21 protein-coding genes are annotated in these 18,373 nt (G+C 47.2%); 17 read left to right on the forward strand and 4 right to left on the reverse strand.

What is annotated here, in order from left to right:
- The first annotated feature begins 165 nt into the window (after window positions 1-165).
- The 8 genes from ACWHAR_RS17445 (at window position 166) to ACWHAR_RS17480 (ending at window position 4,384) form a co-directional block, all read left to right on the forward strand.
- On the forward strand, window positions 166-426 hold the full coding sequence (locus tag ACWHAR_RS17445; RefSeq protein WP_032872496.1) for a hypothetical protein: 261 nt from the start codon (window positions 166-168) through the stop codon (window positions 424-426).
- A 143-nt stretch (window positions 427-569) separates the two neighbouring features.
- Window positions 570-1,421, forward strand: a complete 852-nt coding sequence (gene ant(6) / locus ACWHAR_RS17450; RefSeq protein ID WP_032872494.1) for an aminoglycoside 6-adenylyltransferase — start codon at window positions 570-572, stop codon at window positions 1,419-1,421.
- A gap of 151 nt (window positions 1,422-1,572) precedes the next feature.
- Window positions 1,573-1,821, forward strand: a complete 249-nt coding sequence (cotJA, locus tag ACWHAR_RS17455) for a spore coat-associated protein CotJA (RefSeq protein ID WP_003155704.1) — start codon at window positions 1,573-1,575, stop codon at window positions 1,819-1,821.
- A complete protein-coding gene (cotJB, locus tag ACWHAR_RS17460; protein ID WP_007408934.1) occupies window positions 1,805-2,068 on the forward strand; it encodes a spore coat protein CotJB in 264 nt (87 codons plus the stop codon). The genes cotJA and cotJB overlap by 17 nt, the downstream gene beginning before the upstream one ends.
- 14 nt (window positions 2,069-2,082) lie before the next feature.
- On the forward strand, window positions 2,083-2,652 hold the full coding sequence (cotJC, locus tag ACWHAR_RS17465; RefSeq protein WP_003155700.1) for a spore coat protein CotJC: 570 nt from the start codon (window positions 2,083-2,085) through the stop codon (window positions 2,650-2,652).
- Window positions 2,653-2,740: 88 nt separating this feature from the next.
- Window positions 2,741-3,274 (forward strand): GNAT family N-acetyltransferase, encoded by a 534-nt coding sequence (locus tag ACWHAR_RS17470; RefSeq protein ID WP_032872492.1) that lies wholly within the window; start codon window positions 2,741-2,743, stop codon window positions 3,272-3,274.
- A gap of 28 nt (window positions 3,275-3,302) precedes the next feature.
- The gene (locus tag ACWHAR_RS17475; RefSeq protein WP_012117023.1) at window positions 3,303-3,581 is read left to right on the forward strand and encodes a YesK-like family protein; all 279 of its coding nucleotides are present in this window, start codon (window positions 3,303-3,305) and stop codon (window positions 3,579-3,581) included.
- Between the two features lie 113 nt (window positions 3,582-3,694).
- Entirely contained in the window at window positions 3,695-4,384 is a 690-nt protein-coding gene (locus ACWHAR_RS17480) for a YetF domain-containing protein (protein ID WP_012117024.1), read from the forward strand.
- Window positions 4,385-4,416: 32 nt separating this feature from the next.
- Here ACWHAR_RS17480 and hmoA read toward each other — a convergent pair whose 3' ends face one another.
- Complete coding sequence (gene hmoA, locus ACWHAR_RS17485) at window positions 4,417-4,743, reverse strand: heme-degrading oxygenase HmoA (RefSeq protein WP_003155696.1); 327 nt, start codon at window positions 4,741-4,743, stop codon at window positions 4,417-4,419.
- Between the two features lie 84 nt (window positions 4,744-4,827).
- Entirely contained in the window at window positions 4,828-5,190 is a 363-nt protein-coding gene (locus ACWHAR_RS17490; RefSeq protein ID WP_032872490.1) for a VOC family protein, read from the reverse strand.
- A 160-nt stretch (window positions 5,191-5,350) separates the two neighbouring features.
- On the opposite strand from ACWHAR_RS17490, the gene ACWHAR_RS17495 reads away from it, so the two are divergent.
- The 4 genes from ACWHAR_RS17495 (at window position 5,351) to ACWHAR_RS17510 (ending at window position 7,768) form a co-directional block, all read left to right on the forward strand.
- The gene (locus ACWHAR_RS17495) at window positions 5,351-6,217 is read left to right on the forward strand and encodes an STAS domain-containing protein (protein ID WP_032872488.1); all 867 of its coding nucleotides are present in this window, start codon (window positions 5,351-5,353) and stop codon (window positions 6,215-6,217) included.
- A 310-nt stretch (window positions 6,218-6,527) separates the two neighbouring features.
- Window positions 6,528-6,701, forward strand: a complete 174-nt coding sequence (locus ACWHAR_RS17500) for a YezD family protein (RefSeq protein ID WP_003155693.1) — start codon at window positions 6,528-6,530, stop codon at window positions 6,699-6,701.
- Between the two features lie 29 nt (window positions 6,702-6,730).
- The gene (locus ACWHAR_RS17505; RefSeq protein ID WP_007408940.1) at window positions 6,731-7,033 is read left to right on the forward strand and encodes a hypothetical protein; all 303 of its coding nucleotides are present in this window, start codon (window positions 6,731-6,733) and stop codon (window positions 7,031-7,033) included.
- Window positions 7,034-7,123: 90 nt separating this feature from the next.
- Window positions 7,124-7,768 carry a Bax inhibitor-1/YccA family protein gene (locus ACWHAR_RS17510; RefSeq protein ID WP_032872484.1) on the forward strand — a complete coding sequence of 215 codons (645 nt, stop codon included), beginning with the start codon at window positions 7,124-7,126 and terminating at the stop codon, window positions 7,766-7,768.
- 38 nt (window positions 7,769-7,806) lie between these two features.
- Here the strand turns inward: ACWHAR_RS17510 and ACWHAR_RS17515 are convergent, their stop codons facing one another.
- On the reverse strand, window positions 7,807-8,319 hold the full coding sequence (locus ACWHAR_RS17515; protein WP_032872481.1) for a MarR family winged helix-turn-helix transcriptional regulator: 513 nt from the start codon (window positions 8,317-8,319) through the stop codon (window positions 7,807-7,809).
- Window positions 8,320-8,473: 154 nt separating this feature from the next.
- Here ACWHAR_RS17515 and ACWHAR_RS17520 point away from each other — a divergent pair, with 154 nt between their 5' ends.
- Window positions 8,474-9,595 carry an FAD-dependent oxidoreductase gene (locus ACWHAR_RS17520; RefSeq protein WP_023356765.1) on the forward strand — a complete coding sequence of 374 codons (1,122 nt, stop codon included), beginning with the start codon at window positions 8,474-8,476 and terminating at the stop codon, window positions 9,593-9,595.
- Between the two features lie 36 nt (window positions 9,596-9,631).
- Here ACWHAR_RS17520 and ACWHAR_RS17525 read toward each other — a convergent pair whose 3' ends face one another.
- Entirely contained in the window at window positions 9,632-10,702 is a 1,071-nt protein-coding gene (locus tag ACWHAR_RS17525) for a DUF3900 domain-containing protein (RefSeq protein ID WP_032872479.1), read from the reverse strand.
- 164 nt (window positions 10,703-10,866) lie between these two features.
- On the opposite strand from ACWHAR_RS17525, the gene ACWHAR_RS17530 reads away from it, so the two are divergent.
- From ACWHAR_RS17530 to ACWHAR_RS17545, 4 genes are all read left to right on the forward strand, one after another.
- The gene (locus ACWHAR_RS17530) at window positions 10,867-14,049 is read left to right on the forward strand and encodes a bifunctional cytochrome P450/NADPH--P450 reductase (protein WP_032872477.1); all 3,183 of its coding nucleotides are present in this window, start codon (window positions 10,867-10,869) and stop codon (window positions 14,047-14,049) included.
- 426 nt (window positions 14,050-14,475) lie between these two features.
- Window positions 14,476-16,404: an LTA synthase family protein gene (locus ACWHAR_RS17535; protein WP_032872475.1), complete on the forward strand. Its 1,929-nt coding sequence runs from the start codon at window positions 14,476-14,478 to the stop codon at window positions 16,402-16,404.
- 214 nt (window positions 16,405-16,618) lie between these two features.
- Entirely contained in the window at window positions 16,619-17,383 is a 765-nt protein-coding gene (rfbF, locus tag ACWHAR_RS17540; protein ID WP_032872473.1) for a glucose-1-phosphate cytidylyltransferase, read from the forward strand.
- Window positions 17,384-17,389: 6 nt separating this feature from the next.
- Window positions 17,390-18,358: a GDP-mannose 4,6-dehydratase gene (locus tag ACWHAR_RS17545; RefSeq protein WP_032872471.1), complete on the forward strand. Its 969-nt coding sequence runs from the start codon at window positions 17,390-17,392 to the stop codon at window positions 18,356-18,358.
- Window positions 18,359-18,373: the final 15 nt, after the last annotated feature.

Below are 18,373 nucleotides of genomic sequence, written 5' to 3' on the forward strand. Positions count from 1 at the left end.
GGGCGGCACAAGTTCCGGCCTTTTTATTTTGCTTATGCGGTCGGCCTGTATCGTATTTCTCCGTAAGCAATTATTGATTATTTCGCCAAAACTGGGCGGATGCCCATACGTTTCCTTCCGGATATCATAAACTGGACTGTAACCTATGTGAAGGAGCGATAAATCATGAATGAAAGAAGACCGATTTACGGCGGAGGCTTCGGAGGCTACCCGGGGTACGGTTTTGGCGGCTACGGAGGCTTCGGAGGATATCCGGGACACGGTTTCGGCGGAGGCTACGGGTACCCGGGATACGGTTTTGGCGGTTACGGCGGTTTTGGCGGCTACGGCGGCTACGGAGGCTTCGGGGGATATCCGGGGTACGGTTTCGGAGGCTACGGCGGCTACCCGTTCCATCATCATCATCGGGACAGCCAATATATCTGATCATTCGGGAAAAAGCACTCTTGGAACAGCAAGAGTGCTCTTCTCATGTTATTGCAGCTGTGTTACGATTGGAGCAAAATCATCAAGTACATAGGACTTTTAAAGCAGATCTGTAAAAATCTCTTTATCGGGGGGTTTTACATGTGAGAAGTGAAGACGAAATGATGAAATTGATTCTTGATATTGCGATGAAGGACGAGAGAATCCGTCTTGTCACTTTAGAGGGATCAAGAACCAATAAAAATGTACCGAGAGACAAATTTCAAGACTATGATATTTCTTATTTTGTGACCGATATGGACTCTTTCACATCTGACGAAAGCTGGCTGGATCAGTTTGGCGAAAGATTGATGATGCAAAAACCTGAAGATATGGAACTTTTCCCTCCGGAGCTCGGAGACTGGTTCTCCTATCTAATGCTATTTAAAGATCATCATAAAATCGACTTAACTTTGATCCCTCTGAGTCAAACAGAGGATTATTTTACACAGAGTGATGGTTTGGCGGAAATAGTATTAGACAAGGATGACCGAATCAATAGTAAGATTATTGCGAGTGATGAACAATATCATATAAAGAAACCGACTCCCAGAGAGTTTGATGATTGCTGCAATGAATTTTGGATGGTTTCAACCTATGTGATTAAAGGATTAATGCGTAAAGAAATACTGTTTGCGCTGGATCATATGAATGACATTTTAAGGCCTAATGTTTTGCGTATGATTGCGTGGAATATCGGGATAGAGAATCAGTTTTCATTAAGTGTAGGGAAGAATTATAAGTATATTCAACATTACATGAATGCGAAAGATTGGGAAATCCTGCTGAATACTTATGTCGGCAATACTTATGAAAGCGTGTGGAAGGCATTGTTTGACTGCCAGGGTCTCTTTAGAGCATATTCAAAGTCAGTGGCTGATTTATTGAGATATGAATATCCTGAATATGATCAACAAATTACGGAATATACATTGAAACATTATCAGCGTTTTTAAGCAGATTTTTCATTATGATTTATTTACTTAAAATTCCAGATGAGTTGCATTGAGTCCGTTTCTAACGGGCTTTTTTATTTTCTTACAGGGCATAAATGCCGGTACGGATTCATACCTATTAAGGTCATGTGTTTAGGAAAGGAGGATCGTAATGAAAGAAAATCAGCCGTTTACACCGGTCAAATCCTATAAACCCTTCCACAGCCGGTTTGATCCCTGCCCGCCGATCGGGAGAAAATACTACAGAACGCCGCCGCATCTTTATATGCGGTTTCAGCCGTATCACTTGGAGCAGTTTTCTCCGATGGAGGCATTGAGAAAAGGGACCCTTTGGAAGGATCTTTACGATTTCTATGATAATCCTTATCGGGGGGGAATCGAATATGGCGAAAAAGATTGATGATGAATACTATCGGCTGCTGGAGCAAATTCAGGCGGCGGACTTTGTCTTGGTGGAGCTGACGCTTTATCTGGATACGCATCCCCATGACCGTCTCGCGCTTCAGCAGTTTCATGAATATTCCCGGTACTCAAGACAGCTGAGAAAGCGGTTTGAGCCTGAGTACGGACCGCTTCTGCAATTCGGCGTGAGTCAGGTCGGCGCTCAATGGGACTGGGGCCGCGGTCCTTGGCCATGGCAAGTATAAGGAGGGATCTGTAAATGTGGGTATATGAAAAAAAGCTGCAGTATCCGGTTAAAGTCAGTACATGCAACCCGATGCTGGCTAAGTTTCTCATTGAACAATACGGCGGGGCGGACGGCGAATTGGCCGCAGCGCTCCGGTACTTAAACCAGCGCTACACGATTCCTGACAAGGTGATTGGCCTGCTGACGGATATCGGCACGGAGGAGTTTGCGCATTTAGAAATGATTGCGACGATGATTTATAAGCTGACAAAAGATGCGACCCCGGAGCAGCTGCGTGATGCAGGGCTCAGTGATCATTACGTCAACCATGACAGCGCGCTGTTTTATCACAATGCGGCCGGAGTTCCGTTCACAGCGTCTTACATACAGGCGAAGGGAGATCCGATCGCTGATTTATATGAGGATATTGCGGCTGAAGAAAAGGCGAGAGCGACGTATCAATGGATTATTGATATTTCCGATGATCCTGACCTGAATGATTCACTCCGTTTTCTGCGTGAGCGTGAAATCGTCCACTCTATGCGTTTCAGGGAAGCGGTTGAGATTTTAAAAGAAGAACGTGATAAGAAGAAAATTTTTTAAACGGCCCTCAAACCCGACGGCTGTTTTTTTCCTTTCTGCGTTTGGTCTATAATAAAGGTGTCGAATATTCTGATTACAGGAGGATTTTATGACACCATTTACGATTACGGAGGAGAAGGCGGGGGCATTCCGGGTCACCTCCGCCCGGAAGGATGATGAAGAAGAGGTCATGGATCTGCTCGTGCAAGCGGCAGAATGGCTTCGCGATAAAGGGTCGAACCAGTGGAGCGGCCTTCTAGAAGGGGAAGATACCCACAATATGCGGGAGGCGATCGCCCAAGGGTATGTTTTTTTATTCAGGCAGAATGAAGAGCTGGCCGGCGTCGTCATGCTGCTTCCCGAAGCAAGCGGGTGGGACAGACGTCTATGGGGCGAGGAAGGACATGAGGAGTCCGTATATCTCCATCGACTGGCGATTAACAGGCGGTTTGCAGGGGCGGGGCTCGGCCGGACAATCATGACTTGGGCGGAGACGGGTGTGTCTTGTCCGGGAAAAACGAAAATCCGGCTCGATTGCGTGTCCGAAAACAAGGCGCTTCAGTCGTTTTACAGCGGAATGGGGTACGAATCAAAAGGACTCGCGCCGGGTTATCATTTGTTTGAAAAAAAGGTGAGTAAATAAAAAGCTTCTCATGACGGAGGTAAAAGACATGGGGTTTTTTTATCTGATCTGTCTGGCCGCATTTTGTCTTAACTTTGCCGTATCGGCTGTGCTCCGCAAGAAATGGCCGAAAAAGATGTGGCCTGAGTGCCTTTTGGCGGTGCTGGGCCTGACTGCTTTCGGTACGGTTGTTTACAGCATTTTCGGTGTCGGCGGCTGGGAAGGAATGGGCTTGGGGCTTGCCGCGATGTTTGCGGGTTCCGGAGCGGCCGCCGGTTATGCCGCTGAGGTGTGCTTACGGGTCGTCAGATCGAATCGAAAACAGTAAGCAGAAGTGAAAAAACGCGGCCTCGGCTGCGTTTTTTTGTGTGTTGCCGGCCGCTGTATAGAAAACAGGCGAATGTCCATAATGGTAATGACTTTTAAGAAGAAGGTGCGAATATGGGACATTTACTTACAGTGGCTTGGGAGTTAGTATGCGGTTTGGGTATTTTATTTGTGATTTTAAAATTGCTTGGAAAAACTCAATTCTCGCAAATTACGCCGTTTGATTTTATTTCCGCGCTCATCCTCGGCGAACTGGTCGGAAATGCGGTGTATGATAAAGGCGTCAGGATCTTTGAAATCATTTTTGCCTCTCTGTTATGGGGGATTTTAATTTATCTCATCGAACTGATTACGCAGAAAGTAAAAAGCTCCAGAAAGCTGTTGGAAGGCGAGCCGAGTATTATCATACATAAAGGAAAACTGAAATATGATGTGCTGAAAAAGAATAAGCTGGACATTAATCAATTGCAAAGCCTTCTCAGACAGGCGAATTGCTTTTCCATACAGGAAGCGGAGTACGCGATTTTAGAAACAAACGGGATGGTCAGCGTCCTGCCGAAATTTCAATATGACACGACGAAAAACGGCGACATGCAAATAAAGCCGAAGCAGGTCTCTTTGCCGGTCACGTTGATTATTGACGGCGAAGTGCTGTATGAAAATCTGAAAGAAGCCGGGCTGGAAGAAAAGCAGCTGAATCAGGAGCTGAAAAAGCTGAACATCAAAAAAACGGAGGACGTGCTGTATGCGGAATGGAAGCCTGATAAACCGCTGTTTGTCCTGCCGTATGAGGAGAAAAAATAAAAAGAGCATTGCCCTGGGGCAAATGCTCTTTATTATTTTTCGTGTACGCCTGTTTTAACGGCTCTGACATGATACATACCGACATCCGTCCCAAGCATATAATCAGGTTTCGGCTTGCCTTGGTTTGCTTTGTGGGCCGCGATGTGGTCTTCGCTTTTTTCCCATTGTTTCCAATGATCTTCTGACTCCCAGCGGATTAATACGACGACTTCTTCATCACCGCGGCGGACTTTTTTTTCCAGGACTGTTACGTCTATCAAACCTTCCTGCTTTTCAATCACGCCTTCTGAACTGAAGCGTTCGATTACTTTGTCGGCATGTCCTTCTTTTACGGTCATTTTTCTGATTTGCACAAACATCTGGCAGCTCTCCAATCCTTTTCACGCTTTATCCAACATTTTAAATGAAAATGATTCTCAAAGTCAATTGGGGTGCCTGACGGATTACGATTTCAGGAGAAAGACATGACCATCCTCATCTTTAAATTGCACGAAGCTGCCCCAGTCCATTTGTTTCGGTTCATCTAAAAAGGTGATGCCGTTCTTTTTCATCTGTTCGTATGCGGCAAAGACATCTTCACACTCAAATACGATAGAAGCCTTCATATGCTCGGCCCCTTTCATCATCGATTTCGGATAAATAACCAAATGAGTGGCGGCTCCTTTGGGCGCTACCTCAAGCCAGAAGGCGCCCGGGCCCATCGGATGCTCGGCGACGGTTTCAAACCCCGCTTTTTCCGTCCAGAATGTTTTCGCTTTTTGCTGATCATCAGTGTATACGGCGACTGTCGCGATTTTTTTGATCATCATACTGACCTCCTGTTTCATTTCTTTTATAGTGTATCCTCCTGCCGAAAAAAGCAATCAAAAGCTTTAATGTGCAGGTTTTTTTAATTTCTCTAGTGCGATCGGCGATTCCGATTTATAATTTAGACAAAAGTACATATTCTTGAAAGAGGAGACGGCAGTGAACAAAGACCAATTACTTCATGATTATATTATTACACATTCGGCAGAGCTGACGGAAAAATGGCTCAAGCTGAGACGGAAGCTGAGAGGGCGTTTTTATTCTGCGGATCAATTAAGTGAGGAAATGAAACGGCTGCTGATCGAGCAGCATACCTTTACAAACACGGTCATCGCAAGCGCTTTTTTGGAAGATCCGGCCGTTTTTCAGCATAACAAAGAAAAATGGGCCGCACAGGTAGCGAAAAGCAGAGTGGAGCAAGACGCGGAAGTTCATGAGGTCGTTGAGGCGATCGGCAATTCAAGAACCGTCTTTTGGGAGGCGGTCACCCGTTTTATGGATGAGCATCAGGACACCGTAACAAACGAGGATGCCCGCCGCTGGAATCACCTTGTCAACGGCTCGTTTGATCAGCTGATGACGGATTTTACTGAACAGTTTCAGAAATTAATGATCGCGAGGCTGTCATCTCAGCAGGAGCTTATTTCCGAATTGAGCTGTCCGGTTATTTTGATCGCGGATACGATCGGCACTCTGCCGCTCATCGGCTCGATTGATACGAGACGGGCGCGCGTGATTTTGGAGTCGGTGCCGGAAAACTGTGTCGCCAAACGGATCACAAACCTTGTGATTGATCTGTCCGGTGTGCCCATTGTCGATACGATGGTGGCGCAGCAATTGTATATGCTGTCGAAAACGTTATTTCTCCTCGGCATCAGAACCGTGTTTTCCGGCATTCGGCCTGATGTGGCACAGACTTCTATCCAATTGGGGCTTGATTTTTCAGAGTATCAAACTTACGGATCTCTGGAGCAAGCGCTCGCCAGCATGGGTGTCACATGTGTGATCGAGGAAGCAAAAGCATAGAAAAAAGGTGCTCCGTCCAGAGGCGGGGCGCTTTTTTTGTCAGCGGAAAACAATTTAAATATGTCGGAACGGAAGATTGCGTTCTTAAAAAGAGCAATATGACGCCTTGGGGGCGGGGGCGGCGACACGGTTTATATCAAAGCGAAGGAAGTGAAAGTTTTCGCAAAGAAAACATATCCAAAAATTGTGTAAATGTTATTGATTTCTGAATGAAAACATAATAGTATAATTATATATTTCTTATCAGAATAGTATGAATTAAAACACTCATTGTCAAAAGACGAACGGCCAGACATAAAGGGGGAGCATGATGACGTCCAAAGGAAACGTAGATCCGCATGTGATCGAAAAGATTATCAGTGCGCTGGAAACGCTCGATTTCGGGACTGTTCAGATTACGGTTCATAATTCCCAAGTGACACAAATTGATAAGGTGGAGAAATATCGATTTTCCCTGAAGAGCAAAGAAGTAAAACAATCTTAAAAAACAGCCAATGACAGGAGGCGGTACATATGAAGCATTCAACTGTTCCTTTCCGGGAGAGCCGGTATCTGCACCTGCCCGAAGTGCGCTTTCTGCATTGGTGCACGAAGCAATACGGCATTAACAAAGGCGTGCTCAATACAATTGACGGCTGGTTTTATGATGCGGGCGTCATTCCGATTCCCGTCAGGCGTCTTTATGTGCTGGCATTTCTCGATTTCGCGAAAACGCCGGGGCAGAAGGGGAATATCCGATTCGGGCACGGCGGATTGACGAAAAAACTGCATGATTTCATGGATATGCAGGAGTGCGCAGCAAAACGTCAGGCCTGACATCCTTAAAATCTTCTTAAAATCATACAAATTTCTCCCATTTTATTTATAATAGACCTATCACGATCATTTTTTGGGAGGACTTTTGACATGCAAACTGCTGCTTATGAGAGCAAACAATCTATTATGCAGCGCATTATAACGGTATTTGTGTTTACACTGTTAGTTGCGACAATCGGCCTGTATACGGGCCAGTTCATTCCGCCGGCATTCATGCTGCCGCTGTCGGTCTTAGAGGTCGCCATGATCATCGCCGCATTTTGGCTGCGCCGAAAAAAAGCCGTCGGATATGTGTTTGTGTTTTCATTCGCTTTCATTTCCGGAATGACGCTGTTTCCGATTATCAGCCATTATGCGTCCGCAGCGGGGGCCTATGTCGTATTGGAGGCATTCGGTTCATCGTTTGTGATTTTTGCGGTGCTCGGCACGATTGGCGCTAAGACGAAAAAGGACTTGTCGTTTTTATGGTCCTTCTTGCTTGTCGCTGTTATCGCGCTTCTCGCAGTGGGAATCTTTAATATTTTCAGCCCGCTGAATTCCGCCGCCATGATGGCGTATTCCGTCATCGGGACGATTGTGTTTTCAATGTACATCTTATACGATCTGAACCAGATCAAGCACCGGGACATCACGGCTGATTTGATTCCTTTGATGGCATTGACGCTTTATATCGACTTTATTAACCTGTTTATCAACCTGCTGCGGTTTTTCGGAATTTTAAACAGTGATGATTAACCGCGCGAAAAAGGCGCCCTGCTGAGAGGGGCGCCTTTTTATGTTCTGCCGCCGGAAAACAGCAGAAGCTTATCAAATAATACTTCAAGCATTTTTGTCAATTCCGCTTTTTGTTCAGCGGTGAAGCTTTCCATGACTCCTGAAATATTGGAGAAGTGGCCGGGAAGAAACAGCATCAGCTTTTCTTTTCCTTCCTTTGTGAGTTCGATGCTGATTTTTCGTCTGTCGCCGGTATGCCGGCTGCGGTTTACAAAGCCGTCCCGTGCGAGTCCGTCGATCAATCCGGTGATGGTCGCTTTGGTGACATTGGATTTTTTCGCCAGCTCCGTCGGACTCAGGCTGTGGCCGGGTGCGTCAAACAGAAACATTAAAATTTTGAATTTCCCTTCGGACAATCCGTGACTTGAGAAATAATGCTCCATGACCTGATTCATTTTTTTAGACATATCAAATAACGTCAAAAATGTTTTCAATGATTCAGCATCCATATCGGCGTAAATCCCAGCGCGTCCGGCAATCTGCGAGTAATCCGGCAAATGTCTCAACTCCATTTTTGTAAGCCTCCGTACCATTTTAGTGATTCAAAGTATAAGCTTGCCGGATTCAAAAGGCAACCTATAAAGATTGACAGTTTTTCAGCCTAGCTATATAGTAAGGTGGCTAATAGTTAATGAATAATAAATAAATAGAGAAGGCGGTATCGTGATGAACCATGAAGTGAAAAAGATCATCATAGCGGGCGGAGGGATCGGCGGCCTGTCCGCAGCGATTTCTCTCGGCAGAGCGGGTTTTGAAGTGACCCTTTGCGAGGCGGCGTCCGACATGCGAAAAAGCGGAGCGGGCATTCTCCAGCCTCAAAATGCGCTGCGGGTGCTGCGGGAAATCGGTGTGTATGATGAATGCTGTCAACACGGCTTTCAAACGGAATGGCTGAAGCAGCATGATGAAAACGGAACGCTGCAGTTTAAAGTGAGTGAGGCGTTTTTAGATGATTCATTGCCGGGGCGGAATAATATATTGCGGCAAACGTTAAACGATATCCTCAAAAAGCATGCTGAAGCGGCGGGGGTCACGATTCTGCTCGGTAAAAAAGTCGTGTCTTACGAAGAAACGGCAGATGACATAACGGTGCATTGTGCAGACGGAACCGCGATGACGGCTGACATTCTCGCCGGCTTTGACGGCATCCGCTCCGCTGTCCGCGATCAAATGCTGCAAAGAGAAGTGAAAACGGAGTATCTCGGCATGGGAGCGCACAGATTTTACATTTCTTTTCCCGAGCCGATATTTCATGATTCGACACTGATGTATAAAAAAGGGCAGACGCAGGTCGGAGTCGTGCCGCTCTCTGAAAAAACAGGATACGTATTTATCATCCGGCCGTATGACGCTGACTTCAGGGATGACGAGGACACGCGTTTTGAACGGGTGAAAGACTTGCTGCGCGGAATTCCGGGAGTGAAGTTTGTGACAGAGAATATGTCAAAGGAATATCCCGTTTTGTTTCATAAGATTGAGCAGATGGCGGTCAAAGAACCGTGGCACAGAGGCCGCGTCGTTCTGGGCGGGGATGCCGTCCATGCAGGAGCGCCGACATTGGCGCAGGGAGCGGCGATGGCGATTGAAGACGCGATTGTGCTTAGTGAAGAACTGCAAAAGCACGAAAACCATGAAACTGCATGTCAAGCATACTTCGAAAGACGGGCGGAGCGGGCATTACAGGTGCAGAATCTCTCATCTGAAATCGTCCGCCGCGAGATAAAGGGAACGCCCGGCGTCCAAGACATCATAAGTGAATGCTATCGATTGCTCAAAGAGCCTTATTAAATAAAGAAAGTCCAGAACATGGCGTCTGGACTTTTGTCAGTCTTGTTCAGATTTATTCCGTATCCGCTCAATCACCTCATGCAGCCCCTCAGGCTTATGAAACTCCACCGGCGAACTGCCTTTTTCAAACGAGATCGTCTCCGCCTCAATGAGCGCGACATAGCGCCCGTTCACTTTTGCGAGATGGATGGATTCGCCGAAATCAGCCAGTAATCCTTTAATCTCTGTTTCTCCGACTTTCATTTTCAGCTCGGCTTCCGGCGTGTGTTCAATGATCTGCGCGGATGCCTCGATGACTTGATGGGTGTCGAGGCGCTCCTGAATTTCCCGCTTTTCACTCGCTTCCCAAATTTCAATGTCGTGCTCAAACTGCTGAAGCTCTTCGCTGTTTTCTTCAAACGTTTCATACACGTGTTCCTGCACCATGTTCATGACTTGGCTTTTCATGATTTCCGGCATCGATTCGCCGTATTCGACAAATTTGAGAAAATCCTCGAAATAACGGGCGTGCGAGGCCTGGTGGATTTTCAGCTCATGCTCTTCCGTCATGCCTTCTTCCGGCATATACGGATATTGAATGCTTTTCATGTTTTTTGTCGTGATGGCCATTTCGACCTTTTTAATGAGAGAAGAGGCGTCTGAGATGCGGGCGACCTTCGGCTCGAAATCGCATTTCATCATAAAGACGAATTTGTCTTCAAAATACTTGCGCGGAACGGCCGATGCCACGATAAAGACACCGCCGCGCACGGCGCTTGTATCAAGGTAAGTGCGGACGAACTGCTCGCTTGCCTCGATAAATGCTTCCTTCGTATCCGCAAGTCTGGCGCGGTTGAAAAGGTTGTAATTCGGATTTGAATCAAGCTCATGGCTCGGCTCCGTGATAAAATGGCCGATTTTTGTGGGGACCTGCTCGGATTGCGGATGCCGTTCGGCTTTCCGTTTGACGATTTTCTTCAATTCCCCGTCAAGAAAATCCTTCAGCTCGCTTTCTTCAAATTCTTCCGTGTCAAGGGTCTGGAAATGTTTGAACTGTTTGTTTGCCTGTTCGTCTTTTCCTTCCACTTGAATGACGTAAAACGATAAAAACTTGATTTCAAAATCCATATGTGAACTCACCTTATTTCTGTATTTAACAAGCCTCTCCAGTATAGAAAAAACCGTTATCGATCGTCAATCCGATGATTGATCCGTGACGGCGGATAATCGGCCGGTGAAAAGGGCAATGTAGTTGGAAGGAACGCATCAACGTGTTAGAAAGGGTGTTATTCATGAAGGAAACAGGTCCGATTCCGCAGCCGAAGACATTCGGCCCGCTCGGCAATCTTCCTTTGCTTGATAAAGACAAGCCTACAATGTCGCTTATCAAACTGGCAAACGAGCAGGGGCCTATTTTTCAGCTGCATACGCCGGCGGGCGCCATTATCGTCGTGTCCGGCCATGAACTGGTGAAAGAGGTTTGTGATGAAGAGCGGTTCGATAAAAGCATTGAAGGGGCTTTGGAGAAAGTCCGGGCGTTTTCCGGTGACGGGCTGTTTACAAGCTGGACGCATGAGCCTAACTGGCGAAAGGCGCATAATATTCTGATGCCGACCTTCAGCCAGCGCGCGATGAAAGATTATCATTCGATGATGACTGATATCGCGGTGCAGCTGATTCAAAAATGGGCTAGGCTGAACCCGGATGAGGCCGTTGATGTGCCTGCTGATATGACCCGCCTGACGCTCGATACGATCGGGCTTTGCGGCTTTAACTATCGGTTTAACAGTTATTACAGGGAAACGCCTCATCCGTTTATCAACAGCATGGTGCGCGCCCTTGATGAAGCGATGCACCAAATGCAGCGCCTTGATGTTCAGGATAAGCTTATGATCAGGACGAAGCGCCAATTTCATCATGACATTCAGGCGATGTTTTCGTTAGTTGACAGTATTATCGCAGAGCGCCGGTCAGGCGGCCGGGATGAAAAGGATCTGCTGGCCAGAATGCTGAATGTGGAAGACCCGGAAACGGGCGAAAAACTTGATGATGAAAATATCCGGTTTCAAATCATCACGTTTTTAATTGCCGGCCACGAAACGACCAGCGGCCTGCTTTCCTTTGCCATCTACTTTCTGCTGAAACATCCCCGTGTTTTGGAAAAAGCCTATGAAGAAGCCGATCGGGTTTTGACCGATCCCGTTCCTTCTTATAAACAAGTGCTGGAGCTTAGTTATATCCGAATGATTTTGCAGGAGTCATTGCGCTTATGGCCGACCGCGCCTGCGTTCAGCCTTTATGCGAAAGAGGATACGGTGATCGGCGGGAAATATCCGATCACGCCGAAAGACAGAATTTCCGTTTTAATTCCCCAGCTTCACCGTGATAAAGACGCATGGGGAGACAATGCGGAGGAATTTTATCCGGAGCGGTTTGAACATCCTGATCAAGTGCCTCACCATGCGTATAAGCCGTTTGGAAACGGTCAGAGGGCGTGTATCGGTATGCAGTTCGCCCTGCATGAAGCAACCCTTGTTCTGGGGATGATTCTGCAGCATTTTACCTTTATCGATCACACCGATTATGAGCTCGATATTAAACAGACACTAACGATCAAGCCCGGCGACTTTCATATCCGGGTGCGGCCGAGAAACAAAGAAGCCGTTGCGGCTGCTCTCCCGGCGGCTGAAAAAGCGGCGGAAGACGTCGAAAAAGAAAAACGGGAAACAAAAGGCGCATCCATTATCGGGCTTGATAACCGACCGCTTCTGATTCTGTACGGCTCAGATACGGAAACCGCAGAAGGCGTGGCGCGGGAGCTTGCCGATACTGCCGGGATGCATGGCGTCCGGACTGAAACGGCGCCTTTAAATGACCGGATCGGAAAACTGCCGAAAGAAGGAGCTCTCTTGATCATTACGTCCTCTTATAACGGAAAGCCTCCGAGCAACGCGGGACAATTCGTTCAATGGCTTGAAGAAGTCAAACCCGGGGAACTGGAAGGCGTCCGATATGCCGTCTTCGGCTGCGGTGATCATAACTGGGCGGCGACATATCAGGCTGTGCCGAGGCTTATTGATGAGAAGCTTGCCGAAAAAGGGGCGGAACGATTTTCCTCCCGAGGCGAAGGGGACGTCAGCGGCGATTTTGAAGGAAAGCTTGATGAATGGAAAAAAAGCATGTGGACGGACGCCATGAAGGCATTCGGTCTCAAGCTGAATGAAAATGCCGAAAAAGAGCGAAGTGCGCTGGGCCTTCAATTTGTCAGCGGGCTTGGCGGGTCTCCTTTGGCACAGACGTATGAAGCGGTTTACGCATCCGTTGCGGAAAACAGGGAACTTCAGGCGCCGGAAAGCGGCCGGAGCACAAGGCATATCGAAATCACTCTGCCGAAAGAGGCTGCCTATCATGAGGGGGATCATCTCGGCGTGCTGCCGGTAAACAGCAAAGAGCAGGTCAGCCGTGTTCTCCGCCGGTTCAATCTGAACGGGAATGATCAAGTGCTGCTGACGGCCAGCGGGCAGAGCGCGGCTCATCTCCCGCTTGATCGGCCGGTCAGGCTGCATGATCTTCTGAGCAGCTGTGTCGAATTGCAGGAAGCGGCATCAAGAGCTCAAATCCGGGAAATGGCCGCTTATACGGTCTGTCCGCCGCACAAACGGGAATTGGAAGATTTTCTTGAGGAGGGCGTCTATCAGGAGCAAATCTTAACATTGCGCGTCTCGATGCTCGATCTCCTTGAAAAATATGAAGCGTGTGAACTTCCGTTTGAGCGATTTCTGGAGCTTTTGCGTCCGCTGAAGCCGCGGTATTATTCGATTTCAAGTTCGCCTCGGAAAAATCCCGGTCAGGCTTCAATTACCGTCGGCGTCGTTCGCGGCCCCGCCCGGAGCGGTTTGGGTGAGTATCGCGGAGTCGCTTCGAATTATTTAGCGGACCGCGGCCCTGAGGATGGTATCGTGATGTTTGTCCGCACTCCGGAAACACGATTCCGGCTGCCGGAAGATCCGGAAAAACCGATTATTATGGTCGGTCCCGGCACAGGAGTCGCCCCGTTCCGCGGATTTCTGCAGGCCCGCGCGGCGTTAAAAAAAGAAGGAAAAGAGCTGGGGGAGGCTCATCTGTATTTCGGATGCAGAAACGATCATGATTTTATTTACCGTGACGAGCTTGAAGCTTATGAAAAAGACGGAATCGTGACGCTTCATACGGCTTTCTCCCGCAAAGAAGGCGTACCGAAAACGTATGTGCAGCACTTAATGGCGAAAGACGCCGGCGCTTTAATTTCCATCCTCAGCCGGGGAGGGCACCTCTACGTTTGCGGCGACGGCAGCAAAATGGCGCCCGATGTAGAGGCAACGCTGCAAAAAGCGTATCAGTCGGTCCACGAAACAGACGAACGGCAAGCGCAAGAATGGCTTTTGGACCTCCAGACAAAAGGCATTTACGCAAAAGATGTTTGGGCGGGGATTTGACCGATTTGATGAAAAGGACTGGATGACTCCAGTCCTTTTTTTACATCAGCCAAAAAAACCTTCAAGTTTTTCAGCCCCTTTGCATACAATAACTTCAGCCCGCCTGTTGGGCGGCTGTCTTTGATATTCATTTTTCGTTTTTAGAAGTTTGTGTTATTCTTATATTTGGTATCTCCTATTTTCAGACCGGGTCTGATACGGTACCTTTTAATGCCAGAAAAAAATGTGAAACGAAGAACGGATATCCTGCGTCTAATGGCTGGCGGGATAAGATGTTCAATGGGCATGACACGAATGATAAATATATCGTTTTTTTAAATGGTGTGTTTATGGGGCTGTGTGATGCTTTCGTTTTGCTCGGAAAGCAGGAATTGAAGCAAAAAGTAAGAATACAGATTTAAAGTGTTTAGGAAAGTAGAGGTTGCCATGAAGAAATTATTTTCTTACAGACTTAGTTTTTTTGTACTGGCTATTATTTTGTTTTGGGCCAAAACGTATTTAGCCTATCATGCTGAATTCAACCTTGGGGTGAAGGGTCCGACGCAGCAGTTTCTGCTTGTGATCAATCCGTTCTCAAGCGCCATTTTCTTTTTAGGACTGGCATTGTTTGCGAAAGGCCGCAAATCAGCGATTATCATGGTGATTATTGATTTCATCATGACGTTTATTTTGTATGCAAATATCCTATTCTATCGATTCTTCGATGATTTCTTGACATTCCCTAACTTAAAGCAATCCGGTAATGTCGGAAATATGGGAGACGGCATCTTCAGCATTATGTCCGGCCATGATATTTTATACTTTGTTGATATTATTATTTTAATCGCGCTTCTGGTGTGGAGACGTGAGCTGAAGGAATTCAAGCTGAAAAAACGGTATACGTCATTAATTATCGTGACGGGTATTGTTTTGTTCTTCGTGAACCTGGCGATTGCCGAAGAGGACCGCCCGGAGCTGCTGACAAGAACGTTTGACCGCAATTACATTGTAAAATACTTAGGCCTTTATAATTACACGATTTATGACGGCGTACAGACGGCGCAGACGGAATCACAGCGGGCATATGCCAGCAGCGATGACCTGACGAGCGTTGAAAACTACACATCGTCGCATTACGCGAAGCCGAACGCCGAGTATTTCGGCAAGGCCAAAGGCAAAAACATTATTAAGATTCACTTGGAAAGTTTCCAATCGTTTTTGATCAACTACAAACTTGACGGAAAAGAAGTCACGCCGTTCCTGAATAAACTCGCACGCGGCGGAGAGGACATGACGTACTTTGATAACTTTTTCCACCAAACGGGCCAAGGTAAAACATCTGACGCCGAGCTGATGATGGATAACAGCCTGTTCGGACTGCCTGAAGGGTCAGCCTTCGTGACAAAAGGGGAAAACACGTATCAATCGCTTCCTGCCATCCTTGACCAAAGTGAGGGCTATACAAGCGCCGTTTTACACGGTGACTACAAATCATTCTGGAACCGTGACCAGATTTACAAACATATCGGCTACGATAAATTCTTTGACGCCAGCACATACGATATGTCTGATGACAACCTTGTCAATATGGGTCTGAAGGATAAACCATTCTTCAAAGAATCCGTACCGAAGCTTCAATCGCTGAAACAGCCGTTCTACGCGCATTTGCTCACGCTGACGAACCATTATCCGTTTACGCTTGATGAAAAAGACGCAACGATCGAAAAAGCGAAAACGGGCGACGCGACTGTGGATGACTATTTCCAGACGGCGCGTTATCTCGACGAAGCGCTTGAACAGTTCTTTAAAGATCTGAAGGCATCCGGTTTATATGACAACTCGGTGATTATGCTTTACGGAGACCACTACGGAATCTCTGAAAACCATAACCGCGCGATGAAAGAAATTCTCGGCAAAGAAATTACGCCTTATCAAAACGCACAGAATCAGCGTGTGCCGCTTATGCTTCGCATCCCCGGCAAAAAAGGCGGGGTGAACCATACGTACGGCGGTGAAATGGACGTTGTGCCGACGATCCTTCACTTGGAAGGCATCGATTCTAAGAAATATATTAATTTCGGCACCGATCTCTTCTCGAAAGACCATGATGATACGGTGACGTTCCGTAACGGAGATTACGTCACGCCGAAATATACTTCCATCTCCAATGTCGTATACGATACGAAGACAGGAAAAGAACTGAAAGGCAATCAGGAAACGAAAAACCTGAAAGCCAGAGTCACAGAGCAGCTGAAGCTGTCTGACAGCGTGATGTACAAAGACTTGCTCAGATTCCACAAATTGAGCGACTTTACGCCGGTTGATCCGTCTAAATATCATTACGGCAAAGAAAAGCTGAATCAGGATAATAAATAATAGAAAGAGCCTTACGGAATTTCCGTGAGGCTCTTTTTTGTGTGTATCTTCACCAATCTGAAAAAAGAGAGAGCTTTTGGTCACAAAGGGCGCCAATCTCTCATATCTTACAGTAGATTTTGAAACCGGTGATAGAGAATCGGACAAATTATCGGGTTGGTTTCTCTTATACGGGCGGTTTCGAATCCAATATTCACAGAGAAGAGGGGTAGAGATGAAAGCAGTCATTCTCTGCGGCGGAAAAGGAACGAGAATGAGCGAAATCACCAATGAACGTCCCAAACCGCTCGCCATGATAGGCGGCAAACCGATTCTATGGCATATTATGAAACTCTATCAATACTATGGCGTGAACGAATTTATCCTGCTTCTTGGTTTCAAAGGAGAGATGATTAAGGAATATTTCTTAGATTATGACTGGAAGAATCACAGCATGACGCTGGACAGCTCTACCGGAGAAGTGCGGATATTGGGAAAATCCGAGCCGTGGAAAATCACTTTTTTAGACACGGGGGAACACACGCAGACAGCGGGGCGGCTTTTACAGGCGAAGGACATCATCGGTGATGAAACCTTTCTTATGACGTACGGGGACGGACTGGCGAACATCAACCTGTTTCATCTGATCAGCTATCATCAATCAAAAGGGGCTGCGGCAACCGTCACCGGTATAGAAAAGACCTCGCAATTCGGAACGCTGACGGTTGAAGACGGTATGGCGAAAAGCTTTTCTGAAAAAACCTCAAGTGACGGCATCATCAACGGCGGATTTTTCGTGCTCAGCCCGAAGGTATTTGATTATCTGCCGAAAGACAGAGACGTCATGTTTGAAGAAGAACCGCTGAAGGAGCTGGCGAAAGACGGCGAATTGGCGGTATACCGGCATTACGGTTTCTGGACGGCGATCGATACGTATAAAAATCTGCTGGAAATCAACAACATGTGGGACCGGGGACAACATGTATGGAAGGTATGGTGATCAAGTTTGAGTTTCTGGAAAAATAAAAATGTGTTTGTGACGGGATGTACAGGTCTTTTAGGAAGCTGCTTGGTGAAGGAACTGATCGATCAGGGGGCCAATGTGACGGGACTTGTCCGTGACACTGTGCCCAAGTCGAACCTGTATCAGGGAGAACAAGTGAAGCAAATGAATATCGTGCAGGGCGCGCTTGAGGATCTGGATGTGATTGAGCGGGCGCTGGGCGAATATGAAATTGACACGGTCTTTCATTTAGCCGCTCAGGCGATCGTCGGCGTCGCAAACCGCAATCCGATTTCCACATTTGAAGCCAATATTCTCGGCACATGGAACATCCTTGAAGCGTGCCGCAGGCATCCGCTCATCAAGCGGGTGATCGTCGCGTCCAGTGATAAAGCGTACGGCGACCAGCCGGCACTGCCGTACGATGAAAACATGCCTCTTCAGGGCAAACATCCGTATGACGTATCAAAAAGCTGTGCCGATTTGTTAAGCCACACATATTTTAATACGTACGGACTTCCGGTCTGTATTACGCGCTGCGGCAACTTGTACGGCGGCGGAGATTTGAACTTCAATCGGATTATTCCGCAGACGATTCAGCTCGTGCTGAACGGTGAAGCGCCGGAAATCCGCAGCGACGGCACATTTATCCGTGATTATTTTTACATCGAGGATGCGGTCGAGGCATACCTTTTGCTGGCGGAAAAGATGGAGGAGCTCAATCTTGCGGGGGAAGCGTTCAACTTCAGCAATGAGATTCAGCTGACGGTGCTGGAGCTTGTAGAAAAAATTCTTAAGGCCATGGACAGTGACCTTAAGCCGAAAGTGCTCAACCAGGGAAGCCATGAAATCAAGCACCAATATTTATCGGCGGAAAAGGCGAGGAAGCTTCTGAATTGGACACCCGCGCATACCATTGATGAAGGATTGGAAAAAACGATCGAATGGTATAAAGCCTTTTTTCAAAAGTAACAGAAACAGAGGTGA

Source organism: Bacillus sp. LR--39 (assembly GCF_053613335.1).